General features: G+C 56.6%; 19 protein-coding genes and 2 pseudogenes. 8 read left to right on the forward strand and 13 right to left on the reverse strand.

From position 1 onward, the window contains the following. Positions 1–209: 209 nt before the first annotated feature. From N8E88_RS11730 to N8E88_RS11750, 5 genes are all read right to left on the reverse strand, one after another. A complete protein-coding gene (locus N8E88_RS11730) occupies positions 210–518 on the reverse strand; it encodes a BrnA antitoxin family protein (RefSeq protein ID WP_262291879.1) in 309 nt (102 codons plus the stop codon). After that, the gene (locus N8E88_RS11735) at positions 496–759 is read right to left on the reverse strand and encodes a BrnT family toxin (RefSeq protein WP_262291880.1); all 264 of its coding nucleotides are present in this window, start codon (positions 757–759) and stop codon (positions 496–498) included. The genes N8E88_RS11730 and N8E88_RS11735 overlap by 23 nt, the downstream gene beginning before the upstream one ends. A 179-nt stretch (positions 760–938) precedes the next feature. After that, positions 939–1208: a hypothetical protein gene (locus N8E88_RS11740; protein WP_262291881.1), complete on the reverse strand. Its 270-nt coding sequence runs from the start codon at positions 1206–1208 to the stop codon at positions 939–941. A 10-nt stretch (positions 1209–1218) separates the two neighbouring features. Next, positions 1219–2175: a hypothetical protein gene (locus tag N8E88_RS11745; protein WP_262291882.1), complete on the reverse strand. Its 957-nt coding sequence runs from the start codon at positions 2173–2175 to the stop codon at positions 1219–1221. Beyond that, positions 2172–2741, reverse strand: a complete 570-nt coding sequence (locus N8E88_RS11750; protein WP_262291883.1) for a HupE/UreJ family protein — start codon at positions 2739–2741, stop codon at positions 2172–2174. Before N8E88_RS11750 ends, N8E88_RS11745 begins: the two co-directional genes overlap by 4 nt. Before the next feature lie 184 nt (positions 2742–2925). Between N8E88_RS11750 and N8E88_RS11755 the strand changes: the two are divergent. Both N8E88_RS11755 and N8E88_RS11760 read left to right on the forward strand, forming a co-directional pair. Then, positions 2926–3183 (forward strand): annotated as a pseudogene (locus tag N8E88_RS11755) (YihY/virulence factor BrkB family protein); the annotation flags it as partial. Between the two features lie 217 nt (positions 3184–3400). Continuing rightward, positions 3401–4507, forward strand: coding sequence for a mechanosensitive ion channel family protein (locus N8E88_RS11760; RefSeq protein ID WP_262291884.1), 1107 nt, complete (start codon positions 3401–3403; stop codon positions 4505–4507). A 43-nt stretch (positions 4508–4550) separates the two neighbouring features. Here the strand turns inward: N8E88_RS11760 and N8E88_RS11765 are convergent, their stop codons facing one another. Continuing rightward, on the reverse strand, positions 4551–5012 hold the full coding sequence (locus N8E88_RS11765; protein ID WP_262291885.1) for a YbhB/YbcL family Raf kinase inhibitor-like protein: 462 nt from the start codon (positions 5010–5012) through the stop codon (positions 4551–4553). A 498-nt stretch (positions 5013–5510) separates the two neighbouring features. Beyond that, on the reverse strand, positions 5511–5723 hold the full coding sequence (locus tag N8E88_RS11770; RefSeq protein ID WP_262291886.1) for a hypothetical protein: 213 nt from the start codon (positions 5721–5723) through the stop codon (positions 5511–5513). On the opposite strand from N8E88_RS11770, the pseudogene N8E88_RS31830 reads away from it, so the two are divergent. Next, positions 5706–5971 (forward strand): annotated as a pseudogene (locus N8E88_RS31830) (ATP-dependent DNA ligase). The gene N8E88_RS11770 and the pseudogene N8E88_RS31830 sit on opposite strands and share 18 nt — an antisense overlap. Here N8E88_RS31830 and N8E88_RS11775 read toward each other — a convergent pair. Together N8E88_RS11775 and N8E88_RS11780 are read right to left on the reverse strand one after the other, a co-directional pair. Continuing rightward, complete coding sequence (locus tag N8E88_RS11775) at positions 5951–6403, reverse strand: PIN domain-containing protein (RefSeq protein WP_315975222.1); 453 nt, start codon at positions 6401–6403, stop codon at positions 5951–5953. The pseudogene N8E88_RS31830 and the gene N8E88_RS11775 sit on opposite strands and share 21 nt — an antisense overlap. Continuing rightward, on the reverse strand, positions 6400–6645 hold the full coding sequence (locus N8E88_RS11780; RefSeq protein WP_114433072.1) for a type II toxin-antitoxin system Phd/YefM family antitoxin: 246 nt from the start codon (positions 6643–6645) through the stop codon (positions 6400–6402). Before N8E88_RS11780 ends, N8E88_RS11775 begins: the two co-directional genes overlap by 4 nt. 1145 nt (positions 6646–7790) lie before the next feature. Between N8E88_RS11780 and N8E88_RS11785 the strand changes: the two genes are divergently transcribed. Further along, the gene (locus tag N8E88_RS11785; RefSeq protein ID WP_262291887.1) at positions 7791–9638 is read left to right on the forward strand and encodes a putative bifunctional diguanylate cyclase/phosphodiesterase; all 1848 of its coding nucleotides are present in this window, start codon (positions 7791–7793) and stop codon (positions 9636–9638) included. Positions 9639–10148: 510 nt separating this feature from the next. Here N8E88_RS11785 and N8E88_RS11790 read toward each other — a convergent pair. From N8E88_RS11790 to N8E88_RS11805, 4 genes are all read right to left on the reverse strand, one after another. Next, the gene (locus N8E88_RS11790) at positions 10149–11144 is read right to left on the reverse strand and encodes an aldo/keto reductase (protein ID WP_262291888.1); all 996 of its coding nucleotides are present in this window, start codon (positions 11142–11144) and stop codon (positions 10149–10151) included. Beyond that, on the reverse strand, positions 11141–12007 hold the full coding sequence (locus N8E88_RS11795; RefSeq protein ID WP_262291889.1) for an amidohydrolase family protein: 867 nt from the start codon (positions 12005–12007) through the stop codon (positions 11141–11143). The genes N8E88_RS11790 and N8E88_RS11795 overlap by 4 nt, the downstream gene beginning before the upstream one ends. Positions 12008–12013: 6 nt before the next feature. Continuing rightward, positions 12014–13000 (reverse strand): aldo/keto reductase, encoded by a 987-nt coding sequence (locus tag N8E88_RS11800; protein WP_262291890.1) that lies wholly within the window; start codon positions 12998–13000, stop codon positions 12014–12016. Between the two features lie 125 nt (positions 13001–13125). Beyond that, on the reverse strand, positions 13126–14709 hold the full coding sequence (locus tag N8E88_RS11805; protein WP_262291891.1) for a GMC family oxidoreductase: 1584 nt from the start codon (positions 14707–14709) through the stop codon (positions 13126–13128). A 226-nt stretch (positions 14710–14935) separates the two neighbouring features. Between N8E88_RS11805 and N8E88_RS11810 the strand changes: the two genes are divergently transcribed. From N8E88_RS11810 to N8E88_RS11825, 4 genes are all read left to right on the forward strand, one after another. Next, positions 14936–16018, forward strand: coding sequence for a sugar ABC transporter substrate-binding protein (locus tag N8E88_RS11810; RefSeq protein ID WP_262291892.1), 1083 nt, complete (start codon positions 14936–14938; stop codon positions 16016–16018). 160 nt (positions 16019–16178) lie between these two features. Continuing rightward, entirely contained in the window at positions 16179–17153 is a 975-nt protein-coding gene (locus N8E88_RS11815; RefSeq protein ID WP_262292421.1) for an ABC transporter permease, read from the forward strand. 4 nt (positions 17154–17157) lie between these two features. Then, positions 17158–18660, forward strand: a complete 1503-nt coding sequence (locus tag N8E88_RS11820; RefSeq protein ID WP_262291893.1) for a sugar ABC transporter ATP-binding protein — start codon at positions 17158–17160, stop codon at positions 18658–18660. Positions 18661–18669: 9 nt separating this feature from the next. Next, complete coding sequence (locus tag N8E88_RS11825; protein ID WP_262291894.1) at positions 18670–19638, forward strand: ABC transporter permease; 969 nt, start codon at positions 18670–18672, stop codon at positions 19636–19638. Positions 19639–19645 lie beyond the last annotated feature (7 nt).

Raw genomic sequence — 19645 nt, forward strand, 5'->3', positions numbered from 1 at the left:
CTCCGCCCGCAAAGGCCATGAAAGCGCTTCGATAGCGCGATCATGGCCGCACGGTGAGGATCCGGCGTTTGGATTCGGGTCAGACGCTGAATGCATTGCCCGGAAACGGAAGCCAGCCATGAGCTGGGGACGTTGTCCTGACCGGGGCTCGATGCCACGGCCAGGACAAAGACCGCGCTGAAAACCAGGGTTAAGCGGGTCGCAGTTCTCTACAGTCCAGCAGCCTTGCGCAGGGCCTCATTCACCCGGCCCTGCCATCCTTTTCCTGTCGATTTGAATGCCTTGATAACATCGGGGTCCAGTCTCAGGGAGACTTGCTGCCGTGGTTTCTCGACGCTGGGCCGTCCCCTCGCCCGCTTGATGCTTTCCATCAGGTCGGGGAAGGCTTCGGCAAACGGCTTGGCCTGCGCCAGCTCCTCGTCGGTCGCTTCGGGCGCGTCCGGATCGCTGGCAATCTGTCTCTGGACCTTGGCTTCTTCGGCAGTAGTCAAGGGTTTAATACGAGGTTTGGTGGTCATAGAATCTCCTTTCCTTCTGACTGGCGGCGCGCATGGAAATCACCGACAAGCCTTCCCTTCCCAAGCGGGCGAAGACAACTGCAATCACATTGTTGCGCAGGACACCGATTGCCATCATGCGGTTGCGCTTGCTGGGCAGAACGGTCGATGCTGCGAAAAACTCCATGTCGAGATCGGCAAAATCGTAGCCGTGTTTCTCCAGATTCCGAATGCGCTTGTTTTCATCCCACGTGATCTGCATGATTATTTGTATCACATTTAATAGATGTTTGCCAAAATTAAAGTGATACAATAAATAAACTCTTGCATCACTCTGCTGCGGTTATCCGGAATGGATTGGTCAATCAAAACGGCACCGGAACCGCCGTGGCGAATCCGGTGCCTGCGGGTCAAGGGGAAGACTTGACCGCCGCTGATCGTTTATTCACCCTTGTCAACGTTTTCGGGGTCCACGTCCTGATCGTCAAAGTCCACATCGTCCATGTCCTGCATCAGCTTGTAGGCCGGATCGCACGACTGCTTGAGGCCAATGGGAAGCCATGCGCCGTTGAGGTCGGCGGTGGCGCGTTCGGCCAGGGGACCTTTCTTCATCGTGGCAAGATTTTCCGCCTTGTCATTGCCATTGAAGGCTGCGACAACCGAGAGAATGTGCTTCTTCGCGGTGCGATTGAAATAGCCAAGGTCGTTCAAGGTGACGTGGCTAGCCGGATCGGTGCCGAGGGCAGTGGCCAGTTGATCGGCATGATAAGGCTGGTCGCGGCTGGTCGAGTAGGCCTTGAGCGAAAGTGCCGAAAACAGAGCCAGATGCTCCAGCAACTGCGTCTGTTGCATTTCCAGAAAATAGCGCCACGACTCCACAAATGTGATCTTCCGGTGTGGCCCTGTCGGTCTTGATCTCCAAGCTGGTAGCGAAATATGTCGAATAGAACAATTTGGTTGCCATGGCGTGAACGGTGGCGGCAAGGGCTACTTGCGGATTGCTTGCAAGGTCGGCTGCAATCATTGTGGTGCGGATCGCCGCGAGTTCCGTCCCAAGCTTTTCGGAAACTTTTGGATGCCCGTCCAGATCGGTGGCCGGTGCCAGCGCAGCCTTGCCGCCTGTTTTCCTTGGTTTCTTCATGAGGCCGCGCCGGACCTTGACCTCGCCGTTATACTCCATGGTGATGACGGCAAAGGCCTCGGCAGCTTCTGCCGGATCAAATTCCTCCACGGAAAGCTCTGCGACCCGTTCGTCGATTTCATCCATCCGCACACCGAACTCGGCATTGTTCGGCTCGTCGTTATGGCGAGCAACGAGGCCGTCATATTCTTGCCTGAGGGTGGATAATTCGTCTTCTTCCGACTCCGTCAACGCGCGGGGCTTCGGATAGATGCGGTTGGGATAGCGGGAATTAAGTGTGTAGTAGTCATTGTCGATTTCAACGCCTTGCCAGCCCTCGGCCTTTACGTCCTCGATCAGCTTCTGCAGCTTCTCGTCAAACAGCCGGTCGAGCAATGCCGCGTCGGTCAGGTAGGCCACTTCGCCGTCACTGAAGAGGTCCTGATAGAACCCTCCGCCCGCTTCGCTGTAAGCATCAAGACCAATCAACGTCACCCGCTTGTCGGTGAGCGGAATATCGCCCTCGGTCAGCGTCCGCTTGATCTGATAGGCATTCATGTCCGGATTGCTGCGGAAAAGGCCGTGATCGTCTTGACCAGCATCCCGCGGTCTCGAATGAGTAGCATGAGCGCAAGCACGAAGAGCAGGTGATCGAGACCCGACAGTATATGATCGACACCCAGCGAGGAGTAGGTCTGCGCTACTTCGAGGCTGGTCTGTGCGCCCGCTACGACGAAGGAGGGCGCGTCCGGCACGAGGCGCACGACCTCCGTGTCGCCGTTCTCGTATTCGATCCGGACGAGCGCTTCGGTCATGGTCGACTTGAGGCCGTTGATGCCGATCTCTCCGCCCCTCAATCCCCCTGAACAGGCGACAGTCCTTCGCTCCAGATAAGCTCGGTCCACGATCGACCTCGCCGGTTCGGCTTTCTCGATGCACGGCTTCGGCAGACTTGCATAGAGGCCGAGACGCATGTCGCCCTGCGCAGGTACCTTCCAGACGACGGCGAACTCGTCCGGAGCGGTTTCGCGCATGTCGAGATAGGCGGGCCGAATCTCATGAGCATACCCCGGCGTGGTCAGCAACACCGGCAGCGCTGCCAGCAGGGCGCCAAGCCGCGTCATCGGCGACATCCCAGTCGAGATCGGCACCGCCGCCGCCAACCAGACCCCAGCCGGTGAAATACACCTTGTCGGTGATCGCATACTTGCCGAGCATGCCAGCGAGACCGTCGACCCAGGTCGCCCCGTCGCTCCGCCCGCGACCGTCGAGGATACCGCCGCTGAACGAAATGTCCGTGTTGGCGTGCCATTCTATCTCGCCAATTTTGCCGACTACAACGCCACTTACGGCGCTTTGGGCGCGGTCGCAGGTCTGATGGTATGGATATGGATCTCGGTGATCATCCTCATCCTCGGCGCTGAGTTGAACGCGGAACTGGAGCATCAAACCGCGATTGGTAGTACGACCGGACAGCCGCTTCCGATGGGAAAGCGCGGAGCAGTCGTTGCCGATACACTTGGCGAATCTGTGAATGAGACGAAAGGCAAAATGTCGGTGCCCTGAAGCGTCTAGCCCAGCTTGCATGAAGCCCTGTCGCAACAATTGCCAGTTGTCCGGTCAATCGAGGACCGAGCCTGCGCTTCAAGCCAGCTACTTAGCTGTCTATTCGCCCTAGTTATCCATCCAACGCGGATGCTGCGAGCGTGTGACTTGTAACGGCGCTTTGGATACTCTTTCATTATCCCGCACTGCACTCTACTTTGACGGCATGAGAGATTTTATGATCCATCTCGAAGAACAGGTGGCATGGTTGCCGGACTGGATCATCAGCCTTGCCCTCATCGCCGGCGCGGCTGGCATAGGCTGGGCCGTGCATCACGCTCTTTACAACCTGCTTACCCGTATCGTTGCCGCCTGGGGTTTGTTCTGGCGCTCACTGGTCTCCAGAACCGAGCGCCCTGCCCGCTTCGCGATTGTGGTGGCGGCACTCTCCTTGGCCGTATCACTTGCGCCGCTGACCGATCTGCAAGCCTCGGTACTTCGTCATGGTCTGCTCATCTGTTTTATCGCATTGATTGCCTGGATGGTGAAGTCGGCTGCGCATATCTGGACGACGGTCTATCTGAGGCGCTTCAAACTTGATGCCGAAGACAATCTGCTGGCGCGCAAGCATGTGACGCAATCGCGGATCATCGGGCGAATCATCGACCTGTTGATCATAATGATCGCGGTCGCCGCCGCATTGATGACATTTGATGCGGTCCGGCAATATGGCGTTAGTCTCCTGGCATCTGCCGGTGCAGCCGGTATTGTGGTTGGCTTGGCACTTCAACCGGTCTTGAAGAATCTTTTCGCGGGCATCCAGCTCGCGATTACGCAACCGATCCGGATCGATGACGCGCTGTTGGTTGAGGGCGAGTGGGGCAATGTCGAGGAGATCACCTCAACCTATGTCGTTGTCAAAATCTGGGACTGGCGGCGCCTCATTCTTCCGCTCAGCTACTTCATCGAGAACCCGTTCCAGAACTGGACCCGCGAGAGCGCCTCACTGATCGGCACGGTGATGATCTATCTTGATTACAGTGTTCCCGTCCCAGCCCTTCGCAGCAAAGTGGAGGAGATTCTCGCCGCTTCGACGCTCTGGGATCACCGTGTCGCCAACGTCGCCGTCACCGATTTCAAGGAAAACGTGATGGAAATCCGTATCCTTGTATCCGCGACGAATTCCGGCCGAACATTTGATCTGCGTTGCGAGGTTCGCGAAAAGCTGATCGACTTCATCCAGCGCGAATATCCGCAGGCATTGCCGCGGATACGTTTGAATCCCGGCAATGTCGCGACAACAGGGCAAACGGGGACGAACCAATCAGCAACGCGAGAGAACTGAAATTTTCTCAGCCGAAATGCTGCCCCTGTCATGGTTTCGGTTTCTACATCTCAAACGTTCCGGTCAGCGTCGCTTGCGCAAGTATGTGTCTTTTTGCTGCATTCCACATCAGCCCAGCACCTGCAGAGCTAGGCACAGAACGATTCGGGACATCGAGTGCCGCCAAGCGAAAATGATAGTGGTGCACTCCATGATCTTTGGGTGGTTGCGGTCCGTCATAACGCGCATTGCCGAAATCGTTCTCCGAAAAACGCGGCGCCTGGCCCGGCACAGTATCCGCACTTTCAGGCAATCCATACAGTGTCGGCCGAATGTTAAATATTCCACAATGCCGGAAAATCCCACTCGGTGCATCGGCATCTTCAACGACGAGTGCAAAACTGCGTGTCCCATCAGGAACACCGCTCCATTTCAATGGTGGAAACAGATTTTCGTGGATGCGGGTATATTTTGGGGGAATAGCATCGCCATCAGCAAATGCAGGGCTCACTAACGTCAAGACCATGGGATTTCCTTCAACAGGTGTTCTGACTGGGATTTGTACCGACGCTGCGCCTCACGGACGAAGACCGTGTCCGGCAGGTTTTGCTCCGCCGACACTCTTCCCAACCTGCAAGGACCGAGTTTGTTCCAGGAAATATTATCGCCATATGACATGTACCAAGTATCGTTTCTCGCCACTATTTAGGCAAGACGGCCTTCACTTAAATAGTGGAGAAACTAAGGTAAGCGCCTTTAAATAAGACCGAGCACTGTTCCACTTGAGCCCTTATGCGATTTTCCAAGCACAGATCGAGAACATTCGGAAAATAAGCCCATAAAGACGCGGCGCGATGAGGCTCCGTGGTCACAGTTTGAACCGGGTTCGCTAAAATAGCGATTGAAAACAACTGTAGGCCCTCGCAGTTATCGCGCTTCATTGTCGGACCCGGTGCTAGTTCGCACTAGGGGACAATAGAAATGAAACCAACACTTTTAGCCGGCGTTGCCTTTTCGGCGATGCTTACGTTCGCCGCCGACCGCGGTCACCAGTGCAGCCACATTTGGCTTTCCCCTCGGGGATCTTGAGCTGCTCTATAGTGTGATCGGCCACCGATTTTTTCGCAACGTTCTTGTAGACCTGAACCTTGGTGACGATCGGCTCTGCTGAAAGTGCGACAGAACCCAGCAATGGCTGGCGGCCCGTCAGGGCGATGGGCTGGTTTATGTTGGGCACGTCGGAACGGGCTTCTCAGCGAAACTAGCACGTGATCTTAAAGCCCAGCTCGATAGTATCCGTATCGAAAACCCATTGGCCTCGGGCATCAAGGCAAGAAATATGTGTTCGTCGAACTGGGCTTGGTTGCGGAAGTGACCTATGGAGCTTGGACGCACGACGGAAAACTGAGACACACCTCATTCAAAGGAATCCGTGAAGCGGCGGACCATGCCGAGGTCTATGAACTAGGGCAGGGGATCGATTAAAGGGTTGATGAAACGGACGGGCAACGGTTCGAAGTGCCTGGTATTGGCCGTCAGCAAGATAAGATCATGGGTTTTCCCGATCGCGGCAATAATGCAATCGGCAAGGCCGGGATTCCTGCCCTTGGCGTTTGCGGCGTCTTCGATGCTTCCTGCTGCTCGTGCAACGGCAGCGTCGACGGCAAGGACGCGCTCTCCGAATCCCTCAATCATCTGTTCAAGCCAGCGCATGATTTCTTGAGCTCGAGCATGCCCGCCAGCGCGATCGAGTTTAGATGCGCCGCGCTCGATCTCTAGGATTGCGATTACAGGCACATACAAGCGGTTTGTGTTGTTCCGTACCCATTGAGCCAACTTTGCCTCCACAGGGGCCGCATTCGGCCTTGCAGGCCCAAAGACGGACAGTATCGACGTATCGAACAGGAAGCCGCTCACAGGTCAATCTCACGGCTTGGAGACGGATTCCGTTCGAACTCAATTCCGCCCCCGGGAAAGGATAACAGGAATTCCCCGAATGACGGACGGTCGACAGGATAGATGCGCGCAGCGTCGGCGATCGGAACGATGATCGCGGCTGGCCGACCATGTTTCGTGATCGTCGTCGGCAAACCATGTTCAGCCGCGTCGATGATCGCGCTGAACCCTGCCTTAGCTTCTTTGAGATTGATAGATTTCATCCGTCCTTGGTCCACAATTTGAGGTGGTTACTGGTGACCACTTTAGGAACATTTTGTTGGCATGTCAAGCGAACAAGGGAAAATGTTGGCTTCGCTTCGATTTCCTTTAGGCTCATGGACGCCGGGCTGTTCGCAGCGCGATAGAGGGTCTTGGGGTCGAGCAGGACGGCGTGCTTGCATCGGGTGCAGGTGACACGGAGGACTTGCCAAGATGAGAAGTCGGATAGGCGGATTGCGAACGTAGTCTCCAGAAAAATGTGGTTCGCAACACGAGGGAAAAATACTGCTGTTCGCGGATCGGGGTAATCGCTGGAAAAAGTTATTTCCGACAAAGAAAGCCGGAAGACGAAGCACTCACGTTTCAGGGGGGACTGAGGATGGAGTGCAGTTTCGGGCGCTTCCGGCTAGGTCCTGACCAGCAATTTGATTGAGGGCGAAATTGCCGGTCAGCTATCGACATAATACACCTGTTTTTCAGCCTGAGGCTTCAATCACAGACATTTGTACCGGCCAAAAAAGGGCCGGGCGACACAACACCTTGGGGGTGCGTAGTCTGCTCCGGCCTTTGGGGTGCTGCCCTATAGGGCCCCCGGGGTAGTGGGTTTCAAGGCAGCAAAAGAAGTGTCTCCCGTTAGGGCGGTCCGGTCCAATCACTGTTCCCTTCCGCTTGACACAAAGAGGGAGAAGAGAGGGCACGTCGCCCCCAATCCTCTCCCAGAAAGCGGGTTGTAGAATTTGGCTAGCCATCACAACCGGCACGGGCAAATTTACTCCCGTTTCCAGCGTTTTGCGAATGGGATTTATTAGCAAAATCGGCTTACAGATTTTTATTTATTTTTTTCTTTTTGTATGCGCAATGGCTGTCTGCATCATGTCCACTTCGCGCCGCGAGTTTGGCGGTGGCTGGGGAGAAGGCCAGCCCTCTAGGGGGTGTGCAAGCACATGATTCCCGCCAGCCCCTCCGCCGTGACAGGCAGAATTAGTCCTCGGTGGATACGACCTGCTGCTTGCGCTTCTCCATTGCAGACCACACTTGATGGAGGACTGAAGTTAAGTGAACAACAATCGTCTGCTCATGTTATCTTTACGGATGACAAGTAGTATTGCACGACCGGTGCGAAAATCCCTTCAATGTGGAAATCTGTATGAAGCCTGGCGTCAGTGATCTCCTGCTCCATATCCAGAATGAAATTCTGGAAGCTGTGACCTCTGGTGATCCACTGCGCGACATTGCCGATTTGCTGTGTCGCAGGATCGAGAATCTGGTTCCAACCATTGTATGTTCAGTGCTTACAGTTGACCCGGACCAAAAGCTTCACCCGCTGGCTGGGCCAAGCCTGCCTGACGCCTACTCTGAGGCACTCGACGGAATCGAAGCCGGCCCCACGGTCGGGTCGTGCGGAACTGCGGCTTACCGAGGCGAACCCGTCATCGTTTCTGACATAGAATCCGATCCGCTCTGGGCTGATTTCAAAGCTCTGGCGCTGCCACTTGGACTTCGAGCCTGCTGGTCTACTCCTATAAAGTCGCGCGATGGACGCGTGGTGGGTACATTTGCTTTCTATTACAAAACAGTCCGGACACCTGATGAACTGGAGAGGCGAATCGTCCAGACCTGTGTTCATCTGTGCGCAATCGCCATTGAGCATGAACAGGTGCAGGCGCGCGATTATAAGCTCGCTTATTTTGACGCGCTGACCGGGCTATCCAATCGAACCCGCTTTGATGAAATGCTTTGCCGGCGGGTTCATGACCAAGCCGCTTTCGGGCTACTTCTGGTAGATATCGATCACTTGAAATCTGTCAATGATACTATGGGACACCTGTTGGGCGACTTCGTGATCAAAAGTGTGGCCAACATGATTGGCAAGGACCGTCCAGGAGAGACAGCGTTCCGGCTGGGCGGGGACGAATTTGCAGTCATCATTGATGGTGTCACAACTGCAGAGGGTCTGGCTGGCGCTGCTCAAGGCATTCTTCATAGAACCAGTGGTCCCGTAACTGCCGGATTGGACACACTTTTTCCCAGCGTCACCATCGGCGGAGCCCTGTTCGGAGCCGATGGCGTTGAAGCAAATATGTTGCGGCAGAATGCGGATTTTGCGCTTTATCACGCAAAGGAGACAGACCGGGGAGGCTATGTTCAATTTCGTCCCGAGCTTCGCACCTCGATCATCGACCGTATCCGCGCAATCCGCAATGTGGACGCTGCATTGGCAGAGGGCCGCATAACGGCATATTACCAACCAATCGCGCAGCTGGCGTCATCAGAAGTTGTCGGCCTGGAAGCTTTGGTCCGCATGACTGATCTACAAGGCGGCGTATCCCCTGCAGGCGATTTTGCTGCTGCGTTCTCCGATACCAAGATAGCCTCGCGTGTTACTGAGAAAATGCTGAACCAGGTTGCATCCGACATTCGCGAATGGTTGGATCTCGGTATCCCCGTGGAGCACGTCGGGATCAACGTGACGACCGGGGATTTTCAATACGGAAATCTCCAGGCGAAGATCGAGGCATGCTTCGCAAAGCAAGACGTTCCGCTCAAGCACATTGTGCTTGAGGTTAACGAGTCTGTATTTATGGGCGGCAGCGACCAGTTCGTGGCCAAAGCGGTAAAGCGGCTCCGCGATAAAGGACTGCTTGTTGCACTTGATGATTTCGGCACGGGATACGCTTCCCTTACCCATCTGATAAGCTTCCCGGTTGATGTCATCAAAATCGATCGGTCCTTCGTGGGGGCTTTGGCCAATGGAAAAGCAAGTTCAGTCATTGTCGCAGCTATCATGGACATGGCGAACCGGTTAGACATGCGTGTGATTGCAGAGGGTATCGAATCTCTTGAGCAGGTGCGCCAACTGAGCGAGCTCGGTTGTCAGTTCGGTCAAGGATACCTCTTCGGCAAACCGGTCTCGGCGGCAGACATTAGGGAACTCTTATTGGAGCAGCATCGTAGAGCGCATACGCGATCCGGCATCTATCCATCCTGGTATTAGCGGACAGGCAACAGCAACTGTTGGCCTTGAAAATGTCGCCTTGATGTCACGCTGCAGTTAACCAGGGTCTTCCTCACTTTGTGTGGTTAACAAATCGTTAGTGGTCACGGCGCTAGTGCCAAAGCTGGATCTCCGCTGACATTCTTTAGCGCCATCGCAAAGGTAACGCCCCGTATTGCCCGTCGAATTTGGCGGATGCTGTTGTGCATTACCACTTGCTCAAGCAGAACCGACCCAGTCCGTGCATGCTGAAGCAATTTTTGAGGCAAGACGCCCTTACCCAACTTGGGCAATGTCAATGTGAGCATCGTCCCACAGATTTGACAGTCGAATGCGCAGGCTCGTCGCTAATGCTTGAGTGCGAGGCTGCGCAGCGTATGGTTCGGACAGGGAATGGAAGCAGTTCCGGATGAGACGTTATGCAACTTCGAAGCATATATCGGGAAGGTCGGCGGGAAAGCGATGGCATTGATCGAGCGAGTGCCGTCAGGTTTGACACCGAGCGCAAAGCTACGCTGCGATGAGATTCGACTGCGCGGCATCATCCCAGAAAGACGTCGAAATTGGCCATTCGAGCCAACGGACATTTTGATCGACCCGTTCCTTATGGCTCATACCAATGACGGCAACTGAAACGGATGAGTGGCGGAACGGAAATTGCAGCGCGGCAGCCTGCAGGGGTATGTTGTGCTTTTCGCACAAGGCCGCGAGGCGCTGGGCTTTCTCCATAACGGCGGCGGGTGGCGCCTTATAGTCATAGGTGACGTTGGCGGAAGTAGGGCCCGAGGCCAGTATTCCAGAGTTGAAAACCCCGGCCACCACGATCTCGACGCCTTTGCTTGCCGCGAGTGGAAGAAGGTCATCCGCCGCGCTTTGATCGAGCAAGGTATAACGCCCGGCGATCATAACGGCATCAAGGGTGGCATTTTGCAGGAAGCGCGTTGCGATATCGCTTTCATTAACGCCAACACCAACCGCCCTTATGTGACCCGCCCTACGCAAATCATCGAGTGCGCGGTAACATCCGTCGACTGCCTCATCGAAGCGTCGTTCGAAGATGTCTCCATGCGTGTAGCGATCGACATCGTGGATATAAACGAGATCGAACTCGGAGAAACCGAGGCGATTGGCCGATTGTTCGAGTGACCGCATTGTCCCTTGGTAGCTGTAGTCGAATACCGGTTTCAGGCGCAGTGGCGACGCCCAAATTCCGTGGTCGACATCTTCGCCGCGAGGCGGCACGAGATAACGCCCGACCTTGGTCGAAACCGTGAAACTTTGGCGCGGCACTGTGCGGAGAAACTGGCCAAGCCGCAATTCGCTGAGGCCATGGCCATAAAGCGGAGCCGTATCAAAATATCGAAATCCAGCATCGTAGGCGCTGTGCAGCACCTCCTGCGCTTGCGCTTCCGGCACGTCGCGGTAGAGCGTACCGATACCGCTCGCGCCAAAACCGAGCCGTGACGCGAACCCAATGAGGCTCTTCCCGATTGGTTCAAGGCTCATGATTGTAAGCCCGGTAGCTTATATGCCTCGATGGCCGAGCCGCCGAAAATCTGTTCGCGTTGTTGCACTGTCAAATCCGGCAGACATTCACGCAACGCACCGATAACATCATCATAGCCGCCTGCAACCAGACAAACCGGCCAATCCGTGCCGAACATGCAACGGTCGGGACCAAAGATTTCAAGGACATGGTCAACATAGGGCCTCAGATCGCCGGGCGTCCAATTCTGCCAATCGGCTTCGGTGATCATGCCTGACAGTTTGCACCAGACATGGCGCCGCTCGCTGCGGAAGCCTTGCATGAGTTCGGCCCACTCATGGTACTCGCGGTTTTTGATGTTCGGCTTGGAAATGTGATCGAGAACAAAGCGTAACTCGGGAAAAGTTTCTGTCGTCTCGATCGCCGACGGGAGTTGGGGAAGATTGGGAACGAGGTCGTAGACCAGACCCGCATCCTGTACGGCCTGAAGACCCCTGCGTACATCATCGCGTAAAAGCCAGTCCGGATCGGATTCTGTCTGGATCAAATGCCGTATACCAACCAGCCACTTTCCGTTCGGGCTTTGCTGGAGTTCCGCAAGCGTATCCGCCACATGCGGATCGGTCAGATCGACCCAGCCAACCACGCCGGCAACAAAATCGGTGTTTGATGCCATGTTGATGAAATCCCAGGTCTCATCGAGATCATTCCAGGTCTGCACAAGGATGGTTCCGAACACACCGTTGGCTTGCAGAGCCGGCCGGAGATCGCCGGGCTCGAACTTGCGGTTGAGCGGTTCGAAGGGGCCACTCAACCACCCATAGTCGCCACCACTTGCCGGATCCCAGAAGTGGTGATGTGAATCGATAATCGGAGATGCCATGCTAAATCACCAACGCTGATGCACGTAGGGCTTGATGTCCTGCTGATAGATTTCCCTGATCTTATCCATCGTATCGGTGGTTAATGGAGCAAGTTCGACTGCTTCGGCATTCAAGCGTGCCTGTTCAGGATTGCGGGCACCAGGAATTGCGACGGTGACAGCGTCGAACATCAGGATCCAGCGCAAGGCAAATTTGGCCATGGTCGTGTCACCGGAAACGAGCGGACGGACCTTTTCGACCGCGTCGAGACCTTTTTCATAAGGAACACCGGAAAAGGTCTCGCCCACATCGAAAGCTTCGCCATTGCGGTTGAACTGGCGATGATCGTTCTCGGCAAATTTCGTATCGCGCTTGAACTTGCCGGAAAGCAGCCCGCTGGCAAGCGGCACGCGGGCGATGATCGCCGTCTTCTTCTCCTTGGCAAGCCCGAAGAACCGCTCGGCCGGACGCTGGCGGAATGCATTGAAGATTATCTGCACGCTGACGATGCCGGGATATTCGAGAGCCTTGAGGGCTTCTTCGATGCGCTCGACGCTGACACCGTAGTTGCTGATCTTGCCCTGCTCGACAAGCGTGTCGAGCCTTTCGAAAACCTCCGGATGATAGTAAAGGTCTGTCGGCGGGCAATGAAGCTGCACCAGATCCAGCGTGTCGGTTTGAAGGTTCTTCAAGCTGCGCTCGATATAGTTCGAAAGGTTCTCGGCGCTGTAGCCGGCAACGGTCTGTTCCGGCAGGCGCCGGCCTGCCTTGGTGGCGATGAACGGTCTTGTCCCGCCGCGCTCCTTGACGACCTTGGCGATCAGCTGCTCGGAGTGGCCATCACCATAAACGTCGGCGGTATCAATGAAATTGACGCCGCTGTCGAGCGCGGCATGAAGCGCCGCCAGCGCCTCCTCGTCATTCACCTCACCCCAGGCAGCGCCGATAGCCCACGCACCAAAACCGATTTCACTGACCTGGCGGCCAGTGCGTCCAAAATCTCTCATTCGCATGGGTCATCTCCCTGTCGGCGCCGTGTCCGTTATCCAGAACCTGCAGCGCATAAAAGAACGCAGTCTTCCAATCTTTACCTGAGATTTAGTTGTACGACAACCCTGTAATATGACGCTAATGGCTTTTATACGGCCTCGCCGATTATATCGGCAGCTTTTTCTCCTATCATGACGGTGGCGGCATTGGTATTGGAGGAGATCAGTCGCGGCATGATCGAACTGTCGCAGACACGCAGCCCTTCGATGCCGCGAACGCGAAGTTGCGGATCGACCACTGCGCCCTTTCCGGTTCCCATGCGGCATGTACCGACAGGATGATAGGCGGAGCGCGCATATTGCCGGGCGAAGACGGCTGCACTTTCTCGCGACGTTACTGCCTCACCGGGAAGATGTTCGCGGCGAATGAATGGCCGGAATGCAGGCTGCGCGAGAATCTCGCGGCTCAGCATGATACCGTCAATGGCGCGCTCCAGATCATAGGGGTCCGCAAAGGCGTTCGGATCAATGATCGGCGCATCGCGCGGATCGGAGGAGCGCAAGGTGACCGAACCGCGCGAACGCGGCCGGACGTGATACGAGTTCAACGTGCAGCCATTGCCTCCAGGCACCGAACCGATGCCTTCCTCGACACCGGCGCCGGGGAGAAAATGAAACTGGATATCCGGCGTCTTCTCGCTCTTGTCGCCCCACCAGAAAGCGCCGCCTTCGACGATGTTGGATGCGATCGGTCCTTTGCCAAAGAGCGTGTATTCGAGACCGGCCATGAATTGCCAACGGCGCTTCTTGTAGCGGTCAATGCCATAAGGACCCGAGAGTTCCGCCAGCACATCGACATCCATGTGGTCCTGAAGATTTTGCCCGACGCCGGGCAGGTCATGAATGACTTTGACACCGACAGCCTTCAGATGCGTCGCATCGCCAATCCCCGAAAGCATCAGCAGTTTTGGCGAGCCAATTGCGCCGGCCGCCACAATCACTTCCCGGGCGGCGTGCAGGAGTGAAGGATTGCCGTTTTCGCTGATTTCGACGCCTGTTGCGCGTCCGTTCTCAATGACAATGCGATTGACGAAAACGCCGGTGCGAACAGTGAGGTTTTTGCGGCCGAGCACCGGCTTGAGGTAGCCGACGGCTGTACTGCTGCGCTTGCCCCTTTTCGTCGTGGTTTGATAGAACCCGGTCCCCTCCTGATGGGAAGCGTTGAAATCGGCGGTAAAGGGCAGCCCCGCCTGTTGTGCAGCCTGCACAAATATTCGGGTCAGCGGGTGCGGATTGCAAAAGCTGACGCCGAGCGGCCCCTCATTGCCGTGGTAATCGCCGACGAATGTGTCATTGCCTTCAGACTTCTTGAAGTAGGGAAGCACGTCCTTGAATGACCAGCCGGTACATCCCTCTTCCAAAGCCCAGGCGTCATAGTCTTCCGGACATCCGCGCGTGAATACCTGCGCATTGATGGAACTGCCGCCGCCCAGTACCCGCGCTTGCGGATAGACCATGGTGCGGCCGTCGATCTCGCTCCCTGCAGCAGTTTCATAGCCCCAGATCAACGGTCCCGCGGTCATCTTGAAAAACCCTACAGGCAGATGGATGTAAAAATTCGTATCGCGCGGACCGGCCTCGAGCAGCGTGACGGTTACGCTCGGATCCTCCGACAATCTCGCAGCCAGAACGCAGCCAGCGGAGCCACCGCCAACGATGATATAATCAGACATTCATATCCTCCCATGCCGGATGTAAGCTTTGGAATTGGCAGAGCACCGGCACCTTTCAGATCGAACAATCTCAAGTCTCTTGTGAAGCGTCAAGAGAAAGGGTATGGTTATCGTGTTGGAGGGTTGTCGTACAATTAGGAGGCTAGCGGCATCGGCTTCACTTGCATTTCATGCTTCGAGGAGAGGCATTTTCAAAAGCATCTGATTCCACCGGGAGGATAGAGGAATGAGTGACAGGGCTAGTATTGCACATTTCGGCCAGATAAATCGCCGGACGTTGATGATGGGCGCCGGTGCCGGCCTGGCAGTGGCGGCAATGCCGAAACGGCTGTGGGCGCAGGGTGCGCCAACGCTGGTAACGTCGATACGCTCGCTTTCGAACCCTTACCACGCTGTGTGGAAGACAGGCGCAGAGGCCTATGCGGCGTCGGTCGGTCTGGAGCACGTTACGCTTGTGTCCGAGGGCAACAGCGAAAAAGGGATTGCCGACATCAAGGCCATGCTTGCCAAGACCGGCGGCAACATGGTGCTCAATTCCGATCCGAACGATACGCCGGATGCCCGCCCCATCGTTGAAGCCTGCAAGAGTGCCGGCGCCTCGGTGGTGACCCAATGGAACAAGCCCGCAGATTTGCATCCGCGCGACTTCAATCCGAATTACGTATCGCACATCGAGTTCGATGGTATTGCCAGCGGCAAGCAGATTGCCGAAATCCTCTTCAAGGCCATCGGCGGCTCGGGCGGAATCATTGCGCTTGGCGGCCTGATTTCGACGACAGCTGCCATCGAACGCAAAAAGGGTCTTGACGAGGCGCTTGCCGCGAACCCGAACATCAAGCTTCTGGATTTCCAGGTCGCAAACTGGAAGTCCACAGAGGCGTTCGACCTGACCAGCAATCTCCTCACGCGGTTTGGTGATGACATCAAGGGCGTATGGGCGGCCAATGACGACATGGGCACGGGCGCTCTCGAGGCGCTTCGCGCCGAAGGTCTTGCCGGCAAGGTTCCAATCGTTGGTATCGATGGCATCAAGACCGCTGTCGACGCCGTGCGGACGGGAGAATTTGCCTGCACGATCACGTCTGATCCGTTCTGGCAGGGCGGCATGGGGCTATCCATCGGTTACAATGCCCACATGAAGAAATTCGATCCTGCCACCCAACCGCCGGAACACCGCGAGTTCTACGGCAAGGTGGTCTCGATCACGAAGGACAATGTCGAGGAATACTACAAGAACAATATCGACTCCAAGCCGACCATGGACTGGAACGACCTCTGGGGCCGGGTGACCGGCGCCATTCGCGCCTGAAATCCGGTAATGAAGGACGCAGCCCGGCTGCGTCCCTCATTACGAGTGGCAGCGTTGGTTCCGCTGCCTGTTCTTTCCCATCTTTCATGCGGGATGTAGTCTGTTGACAGTCAATTCTGAAACCATGAAGTCCATTTCGAATATGGAGCCGAAAACGGCGATGCAATCGTTCTGGAGCCGTGCGGGCAAGGCGAGACGTTGGCGTGCCTTCGCGCCGCTGGCCGTTCTGATCGTCCTTTGTATCCTGATTGCGATCGCCAACCCGAATTTTATCGAACCACGCAATCTCATACGGGTTGCAAATTCAGCTGCGGTGCCTTTGACGCTCGCGATGGGCATGACCTTCATCATCCTGCTTGGCAGTATCGATCTTTCCGTTGAAGGTGCCATGTCCGTCGCAGCAATGGTGCTGGTCCTGCTCGCCACAAACGACAGCAATGCCAACAATTACGGCTGGTTTGCCGTGGTCGCTGCCATAGCGGCGAGCACGGTGATGGGTCTGGCCAGCGGATTTCTGCAAACCACGCTGCGGATACCGTCGTTCATGGCGACGCTCGGTGTGTGGTTCATCGGCCTCGGCTTTTCCGTCTACATGCTCGGCGGTTCGGCCGTCCGGCTAATGGACGAGAACATCCGCGCCTTGGCGTTGTCACGCTTCCTCGGATTTCCGCTGGCAGTCTGGATCGCGCTTGCTGCCTTCGCCGTCGCAATCGTTATTCAATACCACACCCGCATTGGCCGTCACATCATGGCTATAGGCGGCGGTGAAGATGTGGCCGAGCTCTCCGGTATCAATCTGCGACGCGTGCGCATCATGGCTTTCGGTCTCGCCGGTTTCTTTTTCGGTGTGGCCGGCGTTCTCGCCGCCGCGCAGCTCGGCCAGTCCAATGCGGTGATTGCCGATGGCCGGCTATTTGCAGCGGTGACCGCGGTCGTCGTTGGCGGCACCGCACTGACGGGAGGCGAAGGCGGCGTTCTCAATACGCTGGTCGGCGTTCTGATCGTGACTGTGCTCGCCAACGGCATGATCCTCCTTGGCATCTCTCCTTACATTCAGCAGACGGTGCAAGGCTTGATGATTATCGCCGCGGTCGCGCTGTCGCTGGATCGCTTCAACCTCAAGATCGTGAAGTGACGCCATGTTTGCAGCAAACGGGATCAGCAAATCTTTTGTCGGCACACACGCACTGAAGAATGTCGACATCGAAATCCGGCCCAATGAGGTGGTCGGGCTTATCGGCGAAAACGGTGCTGGAAAATCAACACTGATGCGCATTCTTGCCGGCACGCATCGTCCGGATTCGGGCACGCTTACGCTCGACGGTCAGCCACTTCGCATGCGCAACGCGCGCGATGCCGCGGGCCATGGCATCGGCATGGTGTTCCAGGAGCAGTCGCTGCTCCTGAACATGACCGTCGCAGAGAATATCTATCTCGGGCAGGAGCACCAGTTTACGCGCTTCGGCATTGTCAACTGGCGGGCAATGAATGATGCCTCGCGCCGCCAGCTCGCAAAGATTGGCGTCGATATCGACGTGACTGCCCGCGCCTCTGGGCTGACTTTTGCGGCGCGCCAGATGGTGGAACTTGCCAAGGCCCTGACGCTCGAGGAAAGCGTCGACCGGCCACTGGTCATCCTGCTGGATGAGCCCACCTCCGTCCTGAGCGCCTCCGACATCGACGTGCTGTTTGCACGGGTCAAGTCGCTCAAATCCCGCGCGAGTTTTGTATTCGTCTCACACCGTCTCGAGGAAGTGCTGCGGATATCCGACCGTGTCTATACGATGAAAGACGGAGCAGTCGTGGCCGAGCATCGCTCTGAGGACGTGACCGCCCCTGCCCTGCATGAGATCATGGTCGGCCGGGGCCTGCAGACCGAATATTACAAGGAAGGCAAGCAGAACGCCCCGCGCAGCGAAGTCATCGTCGAGGCATCGAAGCTCGGTGTCGCCGGTGCTTTCCATGATGTCAGCTTCAAGATACATGCCGGAGAAATCATCGGCATCGCCGGGGTCGTCGGTTCGGGACGCGAGGAAATCACGCGCACGATAGGCGGTTTTCTGCCTCAGACCGAAGGTGCGCTCAAGATCAAGGGCGAAGCCGTGCGCTTTACTTCGCCGGAGCAGGCCGTGCGCAAGAGCATCGGCTATATTCCACGCGAGCGGCGCATCGAGGGGCTGGTGATGTTTCTCTCGGTTGCAGAGAACATTACGCTGGCCGACCTTTCCTGTGTCATGCGCGGCGGAGCGATCAACTATAGGAAAGAGAGAAAACTCGCCGTCGACTGGATCAAGAAGCTGCGCATCAAGACGCCGGGACCGGATGCTGCCTGCCGCAAGCTCAGCGGCGGCAACCAGCAAAAGGTGGTTCTGGCGCGCTGGATGACTGCGGGTTCGCGCGTATTGATCCTCGATCATCCGACGCGCGGCCTTGATGTCGGCGCCAAGGAGGAAGTCTACGACCTTGTCAGAGACCTTTCGGCGGAGGGCATCGCGATCCTGCTCATCTCCGACACGCTCGACGAGACGATCGGTCTTTCACACAGGGTACTCGTCATGCGTGACGGTGAAGTCACCGCAGAGTTCGACGCTTCTCGCGGCGACAAGCCGGATCAGGTCGAACTCTTGCGCGAGATGGTTTGAGGAGCGGCGATGAAGAATTCTTTCGATTTCAGATCCATGCTCGCCAATGCCTGGGTCCAGGATGCGATCCCTCCAGCGCTGCTCATCGTGCTCGTCATCATCGTCGAAATAGGTTCCCCCGGCTTCCTGACCGGTGAAACCCTGGCGCTGCTCTTGTCCAACACAGCGGTGCTATTCATTCTGGCGACCGGCGTCACCTTCGTCATTCTTATCGGCGGCATCGATCTTTCCATTCAGGCCGTCGCATCGCTTGCCAGTGTCATTCTCGCCCAGTTGCTGCCGTCGATGGGGCTGCTGGCCTTTCCGGTGGCCATTGCGGCAGGTCTGGTGTTTGGCATTCTCAGCGGCGTCGTTCATGTCTGGCTGCGCGTGCCGTCCTTCGTGGCAACCCTTGCTACGGGCGGCGTGGTTGCGGGCATGGCGTTGTGGCTGGCAAACGGCCGGGCAATCACTATCGAGGAAGGCGGGAGAGCGAGCACGTCCTGGATCAACGCCACCATTGGAGGAACGCCCGTCGTGGTCCTGATCGCTATCGGCGTCGGGCTAGCGAGCTATCTCGGCTTGCGTTACACCCGTTTTGGCAGGCAGAGCCTTGCTGTGGGCGCCGGTGAACCGGCAGCCTACGCGGCAGGTATCAATGTGGATCGCACCAAGATCGTTGCATTCGCCCTTTCCGGCACCCTCGCCGCCATCGCCGGCGTCATCCTCGCTGCCCGGCTTTCAAGCGGTTCGCCGAGCCTTGCCAACCAGCTTCTGCTTCCGGCAATTGCTGCGGTTATCGTCGGTGGCACGGCGATTACCGGCGGTCTCGGAGGCGTTGGCCGCACCGCCGTCGGCGCACTGATCATCTCGATCGTTCGCATCGGCATGACCTTCGTCGGTGTGAATATTTTCGCGGAGAACGTGGTTTTTGGCGCCGTGCTGATCGCAGCCGTGGCCATCACCATCGACCGCAGCAAGATCGCGATCATCAAATGAGCAGAAC

Origin of the sequence: Phyllobacterium zundukense (genome assembly GCF_025452195.1) — a bacterium.
Classification (GTDB): Bacteria; Pseudomonadota; Alphaproteobacteria; order Rhizobiales; family Rhizobiaceae; genus Phyllobacterium; species Phyllobacterium zundukense_A.